The sequence below is a fragment of the Desulforhopalus glucosivorans genome (assembly GCF_054397165.1).
Genome location: NZ_AP044854.1, coordinates 1,623,280 through 1,638,926 on the forward strand (window position 1 = coordinate 1,623,280; position 15,647 = coordinate 1,638,926).

Genomic DNA, 15,647 nt, shown 5'->3' on the forward strand with positions numbered 1-15,647 from the left:
ATCCATTATTTAACACAAGGAAATCAATGCTATTGATTTCCTTGTGTGATGGCCATCCATATAAATATTACATATTTCTTCGGTATTGACCACCTACGTCATAGAGTGCATTTGTGATCTGACCAAGGCTGCAATGTTTTACAGTCTCCAGCAGTTCTTCAAAGATATTACCGTTACTAAGGGCTACTTCTTTTAAACGTGTAAGTGCATCAGGTGCACCTTTCTGGTGCTTGTTATGAAAGTTGGCAAGGCGCTCTATCTGCTCATCTTTTTCCTCGTCAGTTGCACGGGCAAGCTCTAGTGTAGCAGTCTGTGCATCATAATCTATATCAGGATTTCTAAAGGTGTTAACCCCAATTATTGGATACTCACCTGAATGTTTGAGATGTTCGTAGTACATCGATTCTTCCTGGATTTTACTTCTTTGGTACCCAGTTTCCATAGCACCAAGTACTCCGCCTCTGTCGGTGATCCTGTCAAACTCTACCATAACAGCTTCTTCAACAAGATCAGTTAATTCTTCGACAATAAAAGAACCCTGGTTAGGATTTTCATTTTTAGCGAGTCCCCATTCCCGGTTGATAATTAATTGGATGGCGAGAGCCCGCCTGACTGATTCTGCACTCGGAGTGGTTATTGCTTCATCAAAGGCATTTGTATGGAGACTATTACAGTTATCATAAATCGCGCACAGAGCCTGTAGAGAAGTCCTGATATCATTGAATTGTATTTCCTGGGAGTGCAGCGATCGTCCTGAGGTCTGGATATGGTACTTGAGGCGTTGTGATGTAGTTGATGCACCGTATTTTTCCTTCATGGCAATTGCCCAGATGCGCCTGGCAACTCTCCCTATCACTGTGTACTCAGGGTCCATACCGTTTGAGAAGAAGAAGGAGAGATTGGCCGCAATTGCGTCGATGTCCATTCCTCTTGACAGGTAATACTCAACATAGGTGAAACCGTTAGAGAGGGTAAGGGCCAATTGGGTAATTGGATTAGCTCCAGCTTCTGCAATGTGGTAACCGGAGACTGAAACGGAATAGAAATTTTTAACGTTTTGAGCGATAAAGAATTCCTGAATATCCCCCATCATTTTTAACGCAAATTCTATGGAAAAAATGCAGGTGTTTTGTCCCTGGTCTTCTTTTAATATATCTGCCTGTACGGTCCCACGTACATTCTCGAGCACTTTTGTTTTAATTCCGGTGTACTCATCTTCACTTGGTTGCCTGTTCATCTCCCGTGCAAAATGTTCCACCTGCTGATCAATGGCGGTATTCATAAACATAGCAAGTATAATTGGAGCCGGACCATTAATGGTCATGGAAACTGAGGTAGTGGGGGAACAGAGATCGAAGCCATCATAGAGTAACTTCACATCGTCCAGGGTACAGATGCTTACCCCTGATGTACCAATCTTTCCATAAATATCAGGGCGAATCGCAGGGTCCCAACCGTAGAGAGTTACGGAGTCAAAGGCGGTGGAGAGGCGTTTTGCTGCGTAGTTTTCAGATAAAAGCTTAAAACGTTTATTGGTTTGGCCCGGACCACCTTCCCCTGCAAACATTCTCGTTGGGTCTTCTCCTGCACGTTTCATCGGAAAAACTCCACCGGTAAACGGGAAGTAACCTGGCAGATTTTCTTTTCTCACCCAATGGTATAAATCTGCAGGGTCTTTAAACTTAGGCAGAGAAATCTTTGGTATTTTTGAATGGGATAGGGAGGTTGTATACAGTGGCACTTTAATTTCTTTGCCACGAACTGAATACACCAGTTCATCTCCAGAATAGCCTTGCTGAAGCTCCTGCCACTGTTCGACGGTGTCTTCTGTTTCTTTTTCTACATTTTGACTAAGATTTGCAGACTCCATCTGCAGCTTTTCGATAGTATCAGAGAATGAATTATCACCTTTATCTTTAAGAAGTGTAACGGTTTCTTTGAGGTGATTATATCGTCGTAGAGCCTCAGACTGATGAGAGGTTTTTAAATGATAGTCCCGAATTGTCGAGGATATCTCCGCCAGGTACCTGACTCGTTCTGACGGTATAACGATGGTTTTTGAGGTTGAGTATTTTTGTAACGGCTTTTCCAGCTGTGGTTTCAGATTAAGATCAGATTTAGAATTAATCTGTTCGACTATACCGTGATAGAGTGCTGTGATTCCATCATCGTTAAATTTTGAAGCAATAGTCCCGTAGACAGGAAAGTCGTCAGGAGCCGTTCCCCATGCCTTGTGGTTTCTCTGCACCTGCTTGCGGATGTCGCGAAGAGCATCATCACTGCCTTTTTTTTCAAATTTGTTGATGACAATAAGATCCGCATAATCGAGCATATCTATTTTTTCAAGCTGGGATGGTGCGCCATATTCGCTGGTCATCACGTATATTGAAATATCAGTCAGTTCAGTGATTTTTGAATCGCCCTGGCCAATTCCTGCGGTTTCTGCAATGATAAGATCAAACCCAGCGGCTTTAGCCACTTCAATTGCATCGGGTAAGGCTTCGGAGACTTCATTTGCAGAAGCCTGGGTTGCAAGCGAGCGCATATAAACGTTTTCCGAACTGCTTATGGAATTCATACGTATTCGATCGCCAAGCAAGGCTCCACCTGTTTTTTTACGAGAAGGATCGCAGCTGATTATGGCAATACGTATATCTTTAATATCAAGGAGAAAACGAACGATAATCTCATCTGTAAGTGACGATTTTCCTGCACCTCCAGTGCCGGTTATACCTATGACTGGTGGCTTGTTCTTGTTTGCGATCACACTAATTGGGGCTAGCAGTTCCTCCAGTTTGCCAGAGTCTTCTGCTTTGGCCTGTTGAACGGCAGTGATAAAACCGGCAATGGATTTTAAATTCGAATAGTGGAGCTGCTTAGAGTCGAGATTGTGGTAGGGGAGGGTAGAAAAATCAAGGATTTTAATCATATGATTAATCATTCCCTGAAGGCCCATAGTATTACCGTCTTCAGGTGAATAGATTTTTGCAACTCCATACGCCTCCAGTTCTTTGATTTCTTCCGCAACAATAACTCCTCCACCTCCACCAAACACTTTAATATGGGAAGATTCTCTTTCTTTCAGGAGGTCTATCATATATTTGAAGGCTTCCATATGTCCACCCTGGTAGCTGGACATAGCTATACCCTGGGCATCTTCTTCTATGGCTGTTTCAACGAGTTCCTGAACTGATCTGTTGTGGGCAAGGTGGATGACCTCTACGCCTGAATCCTGAAGGATTCTCCGCATAATATTGGTCGAGGCATCGTGACCATCAAAGAGGGAGGTTGCGGTGATTACTCTTACAACATTTTTTGGTCTATAGATTTCGACATCCACTTGCATGATAGCTCCTTTACTCGTAATTGATAGGGAGGCTGGATTACAACCTGAGACCAATAACAGAGGTTTTTTATACCTGTGTTTTGGTCGAGGGCTTAAACCAAGTTCCCGGGAGTAGGTTACAGATTGCTACAAGCGCTGCAGAGAGATGTCGATAATAAGATTGTACAGTTGTTTGGGGAGTTATTCCTTTTTATCCTGTAAAAATCTCATGATGAAATCTGTCTGCTGCTCAATATACTGTTCTATGGTGAAGTTCTTTGCAAAATACCAACGCCTAAAGGCCCAGGTATGACCTATGACCGATATGTTGTGACCAGTAAGATTTATTTTGTCGTCATCAAGGGCTGGCAGTTTACCCATATCACGTAATTCGTTCATAGCACTTACAAACAGCTGTGTTAAACGCAGTTCAGCCTCTAGCACTTTCCTCTGCCATTTAGGTGGCAGAAAATGAGTTACCTGGTACATCAGGAGGACATGATCGCTCATACGATCACATACCAGGAAAAACTCGCGAATCACCTCAGCAAGCGCATCTTTGCCCACCGTAGGTCTTGCAAGAGCCTCTTGAACGCCTGACTCAACTTCAGAGTGGATGGCGTTGCATACCAGAAAAAGGACATCCTCTTTGCTTGAGACATATTCATAGAGGGAACCGATGGACATCCCGGTTTCTTTGGCCAGTTCTCTTGTTGTGGTTTTGTGATACCCTTTTTTGATAAAAAGGGGCACAGCTCCATCAACTATCTGTCGTCGCCGTTCTATGACCAGATCCTGGTTTTTTATGTGGGTTGCTACTTCGCTAGAAGCATCTTTTGTAGCCATAAAATTTGTTTCTCCTCATGGTGCTTGTTTTGCTTTTTCAAACTTTTATGCGAATGTGTCTGAAAAAATATACAATATAGTAAGAGAACAAAAGAGAAATCTGGTCGTTTTCTAATATCCTTGTCGTATCTGAGTTTGTGTGATTGGATCGTATAACAAACCCTAACTAACAAATAGTTACATAGTTACCGAGTGAGGCTTGCCCCGATAACGAGGCGTTGAATTTCACTGGTCCCCTCATAAATTTCCGTTATTTTTGCATCACGCATCATGCGCTCTACAGGAAAGTCACGGGTATATCCATATCCACCTAAAACCTGTACAGCCTGGCTTGTTACCTTCATAGCAGTTTCAGATGCCATGAGTTTTGCCATGGCTGAAGCCTGGGAGTAAGAGGAGCCGCTACTCGCTTTATATGCAGCACGATACACAAGCAGACGAGATGCCTCTATCTGAGTTGCCATATCGGCGAGTTGGAATTGTACTCCCTGAAACCTGGAAATAGGTGTGTCAAATTGTTTCCGTTCCTTAGCATAACTAACAGCTGCTTCCAGAGCTCCCTGGGCAATACCTAAAGCCTGTGATGCGATGCCAATACGACCACCATCCAGGGTCTTCATTGCCACCTTAAACCCTTCTCCCTCCTTGCCCAGCAAGTTCGCTGCAGGAATCTGGCAATTTTCAAAAATCAGTTCCATTGTAGGTGAGCTACGAATACCCAGCTTTTCTTCTTTTTTACCAAAAGAAAACCCCGGAGTATCTTTTTCAATGATAAATGCGCTGATTCCATGATGTTTTTGAGCATTTTTATCAGTTCTTGCCAGTACTACATATGTTTCTGCGTCTCCAGCATTGGTTATAAAAATCTTGGTGCCGTTAACGATCCAACTATCACCCTCTTTAATGGCAGTTGTTTTGGTGCCACCTGCATCTGAACCTGCTGAGGGTTCGGTTAGACCAAATGCCCCAAGCTTTTCGCCCTTTGCAAGAGGCGTTAAAAAATTATGTTTTTGCTCTTCGGTGCCAAATAAATATATAGGATTCGCACAAAGAGAAAGGTGGGCGGAAAGTGTTACTCCGGTAGAGGCGCAAACTCTTGAAAGCTCTTCAACAGCGATGGAATAACTTATGTAATCTGCAGCGGCTCCTCCGTATTCTTCAGGAAAAACTATTCCGGTAAGGCCAAGTTCAGCAAGCTTATCAAACATTAAGGGTCTGTCAAATCGTTCTTCTTCATCGCGGGCTTTTGCGCTGGGAGCAATTTCTGCTTCAGCAAATTCACGAACCATATCGCGAATCAGGTTTTGCTCTTCTGTTAATTCAAAATTCATATCTCACCCCAAAATCTTGTTGAGTAGACCTGGCCTATTTTGTTTACCCAGAACTTGTGGGTAAAACATCTATATGCTGAAACCTGGAGGGAGTCCTCCCTCCAGGTTGTTCGCTACTTTTTCTTTGAAGAAAGCTCAGGAAAATCCCAGTAAAAATATTCGCTAACTTCAGGTGCCGCCCCACTACTTTTACGGTCCACTTCCTGCTGGCGTAGTTCGACTCTTCTAATTTTACCACTCAAGGTTTTTGGTACCGCAGGCACAAATTCTATGATTCGAGGGATCTTAAATTTTGCCAAAATGTTAATGGTGTGTTGGAACAGTTCTAGAGCGAGTTCTCTTGAAGGCTCTTGGCCGGCTTTTAAGATACAAAAGGCTTTTACGAGCTGGTGACGTTTTTCATCTGGTACACCGACTATTGCAGATTCTGCAACTGCGGGGTGCTCAAGAAGTGCACTTTCAACCTCAAATGGGCCTATCCTGAAATCTGCAGATTTAATAACATCATCGCTTCTGCCGACAAACCACCAGTAACCGTCTTCATCAAAGGTTGCCCTGTCACCGGTGTAGTAGTTGTTGTCAATGAATACACCAGCCATTTTTTCAGGGTTACCAATATATTCAGTAAAAAGTCCAATGGAGCGCCATTTATCAAGTTTTACGACAATGTGCCCAGGTTCGTCCGCTTTTGTGATCTCTTTTCCATCATCATCGAAAAGTGCTACATCATACATAAAAGACGGCTGGCCAAAAGAACCATTTCTCATCTTGCCATTCATCCAAGGGTGGTTGCCTATCATGGCTGTTGATTCTGTTTGTCCATAGAAATCGCGAATATCTGTACCTGTGAGTTCGCTCCAGCGATTGATGACTTCTGGGTTGAGTGGTTCTCCTGCGCCGATTGATTGACGTAAGTTGGAAAAATCATATTTTGAGGTGTCAAGATTTATAAACATTCTCCAGGCAGTAGGGGGCGCACAAAATGTGCTTATCTTATGCTTGGTAATCTGGGTGAGATACTTATCACCATCAAGAACTGAAAAATTAAATCCGGAAGCGGTGGCACCAACATTTAGAGGAGTAAAAAAGCTAGACCAGGCCCATTTAGCCCACCCTGGGGCGCCGAGGTTATGATGAATATCTCCGGTTTGAACGCCTGTCATAACAGAGGTTGAAAGGTGGCCAAGGGGATATGAAATAGCTGTATGACCAACCCTTTTAGGTAGTCCTGTTGTTCCAGAAGTGAAAAAACAGAAGAGGAGGTCAGTCGATTTTGTTTTTGCAGGTTGTGCTTCAGGTGACTGCTTTGCAAGATCCGAATAGCTGGTCCAGCCTTCTTTTTCACCAAGAACTATTTTAATCTTTGGCGAGATATTTTTGGTCTTCAGGGCTTCATCGATAATGTCGGTATATATTTCGTCGGCAATGATACATTTCGCTGGATAGGTTTCAAACCTGAATTCGAGTTCCCGAGTGGTCATGGTCGTGGCCGTAGGAACCGAAACTAAACCACCTTTGATACATGCAAAGCTTGCAAACCATGTCTCTGGTACAATGGGTACCATCATATACATGTTGTCGCCCTGTTCAACACCTGCAGCTCTCACGGCATTTAAGCATTTGTTTCCTTCTGCTGAAAACTCACTATATGTATATGTTTTACTCTCATCTGTAAGGATATCTGCCCATATTAATGCGTTTTTATCTCCACGCTCTTTGACATGGACTTCTTCGAAAATTTCATGGGCCCAATTGAAATACTCAGGTTTCTCCATGAAGTTAAGTTTATCAAAGAAAGTCTTAGCTGCATCTCTTTTACTGTCATTATCATCCATCATGTTAAGGTCCATTACTTCTCGGTACAGATTTTCCATACTCATGAGTGACTCCTTACAGTTTAGATTTGAAAATGAAGGCCAGAAAGTTACGTTTCTTGCCGAATGCAGCAGTTCAATAAATAATACTGAGCGCTCGGTCGGGTGTCTAGTGGAAATAGATTATAATAATACTAGATTGTCAAAGGTTTTTTTTATAAGCCTCTGATTTTACGATATCTGATGCCATCAATAGCAGTACAATATATGACTGAAACTTCATTGCTGATTGAGGGTAGATGGATATACCTGAACAGATAATGGTTCATGTGGTATGAGTAAAATATTGAAAATCGTTGACAAAAGTTTTTCTCTCGGGCAACATGTTATGTGATTGAGCGCTTGGTCGGATTGTTGTGCTCTGCAAATATTCGTGTTAAAATAGTAGGTTACTCAAGCGAAAACGATACTGGAAGAGGGCATAAAATGAATACAGCCGTGATTGTAAGTGCAGTAAGAACTCCATTTGGTAGTTTTGGTGGTACAATCAGCAAAATTGGTGCAACTGATCTTGGGGGGCAGATTATAAAAGAAGCTGTTCGCCGTTCGGGTATTGATAAAAAAGAGGTGGACGAATGTATTATGGGTATGGTGTTGCCCTGCGGATATGGTCAAAACCCTGCGAAACAGGCCGCAATCAAGGCTGAATTACCTCAAGCCGTCGAGGCGATCACGATAAATAAGGTATGTGGTTCTGCTCTTAAGGCGGTTATGCTCGCAGCACAAGCCATACAATGTGGTGATGCTGATGTAATTGTAGCCGGTGGCATGGAGAGTATGAGTTCCGCCCCTTACTATGTCGAAAAGGCAAGGTGGGGGCACCGCATGGGGCCGGGCAAGCTTGAAGATCATATGGTACATGATGGCCTGTGGGATGTCGTGAATGATTTTCATATGGGCATGTCCAATGAACATATCTGTGATAAGTGGCAGGTAAATAGAGAAGAGCAGGACCGGTTCGCTGAAGAGTCGTATAGACGAGCAAGAAAGGCCATTGCAAATGGATCGTTTGAAGACGAAATCATGCCAGTGCCTGTGCCTCAGCGGGGTGGTGCCGTTAAGATGTTTGACGTTGATGAATGCCCGGTTGAAACAAGTTTTGAAAGTCTCCAAAAAATGAAGCCCGCCTTTAAAAAAGACGGAGTAGGCACGGCTGGTAATGCATCTATCATAAGTGATGGTGCAGCAGCTGTTGTTGTTATGAATAAAGAAAAGGCCAAAGAGCTTGGCTGCAAAATAATTGCTGAAATTGGTGCCCAGGCCTCAGCTGGAATAGAACTCAAATATGTCCTTATGGCGCCTATTCTCGCTATCCCCAAAGTTCTTGCAAAAGAGGGCGTAACTATTCATGACGTCGATCTGTTTGAGATCAATGAAGCATTTAGTGGCACTTCTGTTGCTATCAATAAGGTTCTTGAACTTGATACCTCTAGAGTGAACGTGAACGGTGGCGCAGTTGCCATGGGACATCCAATTGGTGCGAGTGGAGGTCGTTTACTGGTTTCACTACTCCATGAAATGGAAAAAAGAGATGTGAAACGAGGTTTGGTATCACTATGTCTTGGAGGTGGTGAGGCTGTGGCTATGGTAGTTAATCGATAATTTTCATACAGGATTTGACAATGGACGTGAAGAAATTTGGTGTCATAGGTGCAGGACAAATGGGCAATGGTATTGTTCAGGTTGCAGCAGCCAGCGGTCTTGAAGTATTGATGAGTGATATCAAGGAAGAATTTACTGCCAAAGGTATTGCAACTATTGAAAAAAATCTCAACAGGTCAGTTGAAAAAGATAAGATCACAAGTTCTGATCGAGATGCAGTGCTCTCAAGAATTAAAACAACCACAGATTTAGCTGATATGGCAGAAGTTGATTATGTGGTTGAGGCAGCAGTAGAGCGTGAGGATCTTAAATTTCAGATTTTTAAGGATCTTGACGCCATCTGCCCAGCCCATGTAATTCTTGGAACAAACACCTCTTCCATACCCATTGGCAGAATTGCGGCTCAGACAGGCAGGCCTGAAAAAGTAATTGGATTTCATTTTATGAATCCGGTCCCTGTTATGAAACTCGTTGAAGTCATTCGCGGGCTTGCCACCGATGATGAAACCTTCAAGGTTACCTGGGATCTTTGTGAAGCATTTGGTAAGACACCCGCTGAGGCAAATGATTTTCCAGGGTTTATCGCAAATAGAATCTTGATGCCGATGATTAACGAGGCAATATTTTGTCTCTATCAGAGCGTTGGCAAGGCTGAAGATATTGATACAGTAATGCGCCTGGGGATGAATCACCCTATGGGCCCACTTGCACTAGCGGACCTCATAGGTCTTGATACCTGTCTTGCAATTATGGAAACATTATATGATGGTTTTAAAGATTCCAAATACCGGCCTTGCCCACTTTTACGTAAGTATGTAGAGGCTGGCTGGTTAGGTAGAAAAACTGGAAAAGGGTTCTATCAGTATTAACGAAAAGTAACAGGAGACGACAATGGCTGAAACCACCTACACCACACCAGCTGCAGAGATTGAACAGCGCATTGCAAAGTTACAAAATCAAATTCAGAAGCGGGAGCTTAACGGAGCGCTTATAATCCAGAAAACTGACCTGTTCTATTTCAGTGGTACAGCTCAGCAGGGTTGGTTGTATGTTCCTGCTTCAGGTAAGCCTGTCCTTATGATAACTAAGGAATATGAACGGGCCTTAAAAGATTCAGCTCTTCCTGAAATTGTCTCTCTTCTCAGTCCAAAAAAAATTCCAGAATGTTTGAGCGACTACGGCTATCTGAAATTAGAAAAAGTCGGAATGGAGTTCGATGTTCTCCCTGTTAACCTGTTTCACCAGTATCAGAAAATATTTAGCTCGTCATCGATTGTAGATATATCAACAGAAATACGTCTTATTCGAGCAGTTAAGTCGGAATACGAAATTGGCAAAATTAGACAAGCTGCAAAATGCTCCGATATGGTTGCTGCCAAGGTCGAAGAGTTTCTTGTACCAGGGAAAACCGAAGTGACTTTAGCCGGAGAACTAGAAGGTTATGCACGGTCCCTTGGTCACCAGGGAATCGTTCGTATGCGCATGTGGGGGAGTGAACTGTTTTATGGTCACGTTATGTCCGGGCCATCAGCTGCAGTTCCGAGTTATCTTGCCTCTCCAACAGGTGGTGAGGGCGTAAGTTCAATTATTGGCCAGGGAGCTGGTTATAAAACTATCCAAAAAAATGATCCTGTCCTTGTGGATTTTGTTTTTGCACTTGATGGATACCTCTCTGATCATGCACGAATATTTGTTTCAGGGAGTTTGCCTGACAAGTTGATGGCGGCCCATGACGCAATGCTTGATATCCAGGAAAGGATTTCACGTATTGCTAAAACCGGTGCGGTAACAGGTGAACTCTATGAAACCATGGTGAATCTCGCTGAAGAAAAAGGCTATGGAGAACATTTTATGGGGGAAGGGGAGCGACGGATACGTTTTTCTGGCCACGGAGTAGGGCTGGAACTAGATGAGTTTCCATTTATTGCAAAAGGGCAAAAACTTCCCCTTGAAAAGGGAATGATAATCGCTTTAGAGCCTAAAACAATTTTCAAGGGTTATGGTGTTGTGGGGATTGAAAACACCCATCTCGTGACTGATGACGGTTTAGAGTCACTGGGGCAATATCCCGATAAAATTAACACAATCTCTACTTAATTGGTGCAATTGATAGTCCCAATAAACGTGTACAAACGTAATGATAAAGGTTGATTAAAATGAACAATATAATCGTTGAAAAAGACAATCAGATAGCAACAGTTACGATTAATAGACCAAAGTCTCTCAATGCATTAAATAAAGAGACCCTCGAAGAGCTCGTTCAATGCTTTAAAGATATCTCAGAAGACGCTGAAACAAGGGTTGTTATTGTAACAGGTTCAGGTGAAAAATCCTTTATTGCTGGAGCAGATATATCATATATGCAAAGCCTTAATGCCCATGAAGCTAAAGTTTTTGGTGGGCTTGGGCATCTTGCCATGAAAACCATTGAGGAGACTCCTCAGCCTGTTATTGCTGCCGTCAATGGTTTTGCCCTCGGTGGTGGGTGTGAACTAGCCCTTGCTTGTGATATGCGGCTAGGTAGCGATAATGCAAAATTTGGACAACCGGAGGTGAATCTAGGGGTGGTTCCAGGCTTTGGAGGAACCCAACGTTTACCAAGACTCATAGGCAAGGGACTCGCAACTGAGCTTTTGTTCACTGGCAATATAATTGACGCAACAGAAGCAGAACGAATCGGCCTCATAAATAGGGTTGTTGCTGCAGATAACCTGATGGCTGAATGCAGAAAAATAGCTGAGTCTATTTGTCTTAAAGGGCCAATTTCTGTTCGGTTGTGTAAAGAGGCTGTAAATAACGGCATTGAGATGGATCTAAGACGTGCATGTTCCTATGAGGCAGACCTTTTTGCTCTTTGCTTTTCTGGACCTGAGCAGAAAGAGGGGATGAGTGCTTTTCTAGAAAAACGTCCTCCCCAATTTAATAGCTGATGTCTGGTTAAACTGATGAGCTATTCTACACATTTTGCTTGATACACTTGGAACCGCATTGAGAGGTATGTAATGAATCTTGACCTTACTGAAGAACAGAAACTTATACAGGATACGGCGAGAGAATTTGCCGCAGCTGAACTTGAACCTGCTGCCGCAGACCTTGATCAAGGAGGGGATGATACCATCTTCTATGAAAATCTCAAAAAACTCGCAGAACTTGGGTTTATGGGCCTCAATATAAAAGATGAGTACGGTGGTTCTGAAGCAGGTGTTATTGCCTTTAGTGTTGCAATGACCGAAATTGCACGGGCCTGTGCTTCGACTGCAGTAACAGTGTCTGTGAACAATATGGTGTGTGAGGTAATACAGTCACTTGGTAGCACAGAACAGAAGAAAAAGTATATAGACAAAATCTGTACGGGAGAATATGTGGCTGGAGCCTTTGCCTTAACTGAGCAGGGTGCGGGCTCTGATCCTGCCGGTATGACAACGAGTGCGGTGGCTGATGGCGACGAGTGGGTGCTCAATGGTTCCAAAATTTTTATAACTAGTGGTTCTTGCGCCGGAGTATTTGTAGTCTGGGCTGTTACTGATCCGAGTGCTCCAAAAGGTAAGGGGATTAGCCTTTTTCTTGTAGAATCAGGAACTGACGGTCTGATTATCGGGAAAAAAGAAAAGAAGATGGGGCAGCAGGTCTCAGCCACCAATGAGATACTGTTTCAAAATTGTAGAATACCTTCCAGCGCACTTATGGGTAAACTCAATGATGGTTTCAGAGCTGCGGTAACTGAACTTGCAGGTGGACGTATTGGTATTGGCTCCCTTGCACTTGGTATTGGACTTGCCGCCATGGATGCTGCGACCAAATACTCCCTTGATCGTCAACAATTCGGAAAGAAAATATCTGAATTTCAAGCGATACAATGGAAAATAGCAGATAGCTACACTGCTCTTGAGGCCGGGAGACTCTTGCTCATGAATGCAGCCCATAAAAAAGAACAGGGGAAATCCTTTTCCAAAGAAGCCTCAATGGCCAAGGTATTTACAAGTGAAGCTGCAAATACTGCATGTTACGAGGCTATGCAGATCTTTGGTGGATACGGATACACTCGCGATTTTCCAATCGAAAGATATGCTCGTGATGTAAGGATTACCAGTATCTATGAAGGAACGAGCGAAGTGCAACGTCTTATTATATCAAGAGAAATTTTGAACCAATTTTCGTAGACAATTCGAGGTGAATAGACATGGATGACATTTTTACCACGAGAAGAAGTGTCAGAAGATTTAAAGATAGTGCTGTTGAGCAGAATAAGATGGAATCCCTTTATGAAGTGGCCCAGTGGGCTCCGTCATGGGGGAATAAACAGTGCGTGGAGCTTATTGTTGTAAGGGATGCCGGAGTTAAAAAAGATCTTTCCGCACTGTTATCAATCAAAAACCCAGCAACAAAAAGTGTGGAGCGTGCACCAGTTATAATTGCTGTTTGTGGAGTACCTGAAAAATCGGGTTTCTATAAAAATGAACAGGTGACAAGGTATGCACACTGGTTTTTATACGATTTGGGTATTGTAACCCAAAATCTCTGTTTAAAAGCTCATGAACTTGGCCTAGGCACAGTTATAGTTGGGTCATTTGAACACGATCAGGCTGAAAAGATTCTTGGAGTCCCTGCACATTGTGAGTTGGTGTCTCTGATTGCTCTTGGTTATCCTGACCACGATCCGCCAGCTCCAAAAAGAAAGCCTACCAGCGAATTTGTTCATATAGAACGATTTGGAAACACTATTCCCTGAGGTGAAGAGTTAAATTGTTTCGTTCCCGTACTATTTTAAAACCTGACAAAAGACCTTTCTGGCAGAATGTCTTGTTGAAATGCATTTAAATTGATAGAGGTTTATGCAGTGATTTTCCTTGAATCAAACAATTCGCATTTTTCTGCGTAGAAAGCCTCATACCAATTCAACAAGAATATGCCTTCTCAATTATTCCAAGTTTGTAAAATTTCAATTATCTGTATAGCAGTGCTGCTTTTTACTCAGCAATTTGCCATGGCCGTACCTGTACAAGAACCTGTCTTGCTCAAACAGATTGAGTGGACCAACACAGCATGGTTTGGCTCGCCAATTGTACATAATTTAGGTAGTGGAGCGAGAAAGATTATTGGTACTCTTTATGATATTACTGTCTGGGATGGTCAGGGCAACGAGCTTGATGAGGTCAAACATGCATCCAGAATCTATGCGCCGGCCGTGGTGGCTGACCTTGAAAAAGATGGGATCTATGAAATCATTGCTGCAAATGGTGATAGGGTTGTGGCCTATGAGTGGCGAAATGAGAGTTTGCAACTAAAGGATGGCTGGCCTGCATCTACCTGCTATTTAGGACATTGCCCAGGCGAAACGAGAGGGCTTGCTGCTGCGGACCTTGACAATGATGGTTCAATTGAAATTGTTGCTACGACGACAGAGGGGGATCCTGAAGGAGCACAGGTTTTTGTTTTCTCAGCTGACGGCACAAGTTACCAACCCCCCGGTCTCTCGTTCACAGCATGGCCTCGATACAATAATGCCAACGGCTACGGCAATGATGGTGATGTAAACGGGCCTGGTAATAATGGTTATGGTTGCTATGGGCTCAATGTTGGTATAGGCAATGTAGACGATGATGCTGAATTAGAAATTGTTGTCACCTATGATAACCATCATATAAACGTATTCGAACATACTGGAATCAGCAAAGTCACCGCCCCTTATTTTACCAACAGGGATTCTGATTATAGCGGCAACCGTCTAAACTGGGGCCAGTTTATTCGCTACTTTGATGCGGATGTTGAGCATCTTCATTATCACCTCCATGAGGGGCCGTGGCCTGGCCCATTGACTAATAAGTGGCTCCAGTGGACGTCGAGTCCACCAGGTGTTGCAGATATCAATGGAGATGGGAAGAACGAAGTGGTGGGTGTTACCAATGTAGAAATGGACATACCCTATGATACCAAACATCATTCAGTAATGGTCCTACAGGGAGACAACGGAACAGGTGACGCTTCTGGGATGCGGTTGCCCGGCTGGGAGTCTCTTCCATCTTCAGGCTATCCTCTTGGTCGTGGGACTCGCACTTGGTATCCGCCACGAAATCCACCTGCGCCAACTATAGTGAATATCTCAGGGGATAAGAATCCTGAGATCATCTATGCTGCCCATGATGGTTATATTTATTGCACTTCGCCTGTTGCGGAGCAGTTATGGAAATATGATTTTCGCCATGGTAGAGATTTGATGTATGCCTCCGAGGTCAGTGTTGCTGATCTGAATCAAGACAATATTCCTGAACTTATTTTTACAACCTATGGTGATCCTGAAACGATAAAGCCCGGTCTAGCCCATGGTTATTTGGTCATTCTGGATATCAATGGGAATAAGATCCATGATATCCAGCTTTATGAGCAGGGTACTAACGGTAACGGTAAGGGTGCACCGGCCGCTCCAACGATTATGGATGTAGATGAAAATGGTTCGCTGGAAATATTGGTGCAGACCTTTGGCGCAGGATTTTTTATCTACACTGTCCCTGGATCAGCAGAAAATTTATTACCATGGCCGACAGCCCGGGGGAATTTTCTTCGTGACGGTAAGGCAATGATCAGCAATACTGTAAGTAATGAGTCAGGTAAGGTGATTTCTCCCGCGATATATCTTCTTTTAAATAATTAGCAAGGCAGATATTTGTTTAG

At 43.3% G+C, this 15,647-nt stretch carries 11 protein-coding genes; 7 read left to right on the forward strand and 4 right to left on the reverse strand.

The features are described 5' to 3' along the window. Positions 1-67: 67 nt before the first annotated feature. The 4 genes from icmF to ACX6CI_RS06960 all read right to left on the reverse strand — a co-directional run bounded on the left by icmF (position 68) and on the right by ACX6CI_RS06960 (position 7,382). Positions 68-3,346 (reverse strand): fused isobutyryl-CoA mutase/GTPase IcmF, encoded by a 3,279-nt coding sequence (gene icmF / locus ACX6CI_RS06945; RefSeq protein ID WP_458777437.1) that lies wholly within the window; start codon positions 3,344-3,346, stop codon positions 68-70. A gap of 180 nt (positions 3,347-3,526) precedes the next feature. Then, on the reverse strand, positions 3,527-4,171 hold the full coding sequence (locus ACX6CI_RS06950; RefSeq protein ID WP_458777438.1) for a TetR/AcrR family transcriptional regulator: 645 nt from the start codon (positions 4,169-4,171) through the stop codon (positions 3,527-3,529). 185 nt (positions 4,172-4,356) lie between these two features. Then, positions 4,357-5,502 carry an acyl-CoA dehydrogenase gene (locus ACX6CI_RS06955; RefSeq protein ID WP_458777439.1) on the reverse strand — a complete coding sequence of 382 codons (1,146 nt, stop codon included), beginning with the start codon at positions 5,500-5,502 and terminating at the stop codon, positions 4,357-4,359. Positions 5,503-5,615: 113 nt separating this feature from the next. Further along, positions 5,616-7,382: an acyl-CoA synthetase gene (locus tag ACX6CI_RS06960; protein ID WP_458777440.1), complete on the reverse strand. Its 1,767-nt coding sequence runs from the start codon at positions 7,380-7,382 to the stop codon at positions 5,616-5,618. 420 nt (positions 7,383-7,802) lie between these two features. On the opposite strand from ACX6CI_RS06960, the gene ACX6CI_RS06965 reads away from it, so the two are divergent. The 7 genes from ACX6CI_RS06965 (at position 7,803) to ACX6CI_RS06995 (ending at position 15,627) form a co-directional block, all read left to right on the forward strand. Continuing rightward, the gene (locus ACX6CI_RS06965) at positions 7,803-8,978 is read left to right on the forward strand and encodes an acetyl-CoA C-acetyltransferase (protein WP_458777441.1); all 1,176 of its coding nucleotides are present in this window, start codon (positions 7,803-7,805) and stop codon (positions 8,976-8,978) included. Between the two features lie 20 nt (positions 8,979-8,998). After that, complete coding sequence (locus ACX6CI_RS06970) at positions 8,999-9,847, forward strand: 3-hydroxybutyryl-CoA dehydrogenase (RefSeq protein WP_458777442.1); 849 nt, start codon at positions 8,999-9,001, stop codon at positions 9,845-9,847. Positions 9,848-9,869: 22 nt separating this feature from the next. Further along, a complete protein-coding gene (locus ACX6CI_RS06975) occupies positions 9,870-11,075 on the forward strand; it encodes a M24 family metallopeptidase (RefSeq protein WP_458777443.1) in 1,206 nt (401 codons plus the stop codon). Between the two features lie 53 nt (positions 11,076-11,128). Next, entirely contained in the window at positions 11,129-11,908 is a 780-nt protein-coding gene (locus ACX6CI_RS06980) for an enoyl-CoA hydratase-related protein (RefSeq protein WP_458778445.1), read from the forward strand. Positions 11,909-11,980: 72 nt separating this feature from the next. Beyond that, on the forward strand, positions 11,981-13,138 hold the full coding sequence (locus ACX6CI_RS06985; protein ID WP_458777444.1) for an acyl-CoA dehydrogenase family protein: 1,158 nt from the start codon (positions 11,981-11,983) through the stop codon (positions 13,136-13,138). A gap of 20 nt (positions 13,139-13,158) precedes the next feature. Continuing rightward, positions 13,159-13,707: a nitroreductase family protein gene (locus ACX6CI_RS06990; RefSeq protein WP_458777445.1), complete on the forward strand. Its 549-nt coding sequence runs from the start codon at positions 13,159-13,161 to the stop codon at positions 13,705-13,707. Between the two features lie 255 nt (positions 13,708-13,962). Then, on the forward strand, positions 13,963-15,627 hold the full coding sequence (locus ACX6CI_RS06995; RefSeq protein ID WP_458777446.1) for an FG-GAP repeat domain-containing protein: 1,665 nt from the start codon (positions 13,963-13,965) through the stop codon (positions 15,625-15,627). Positions 15,628-15,647: the final 20 nt, after the last annotated feature.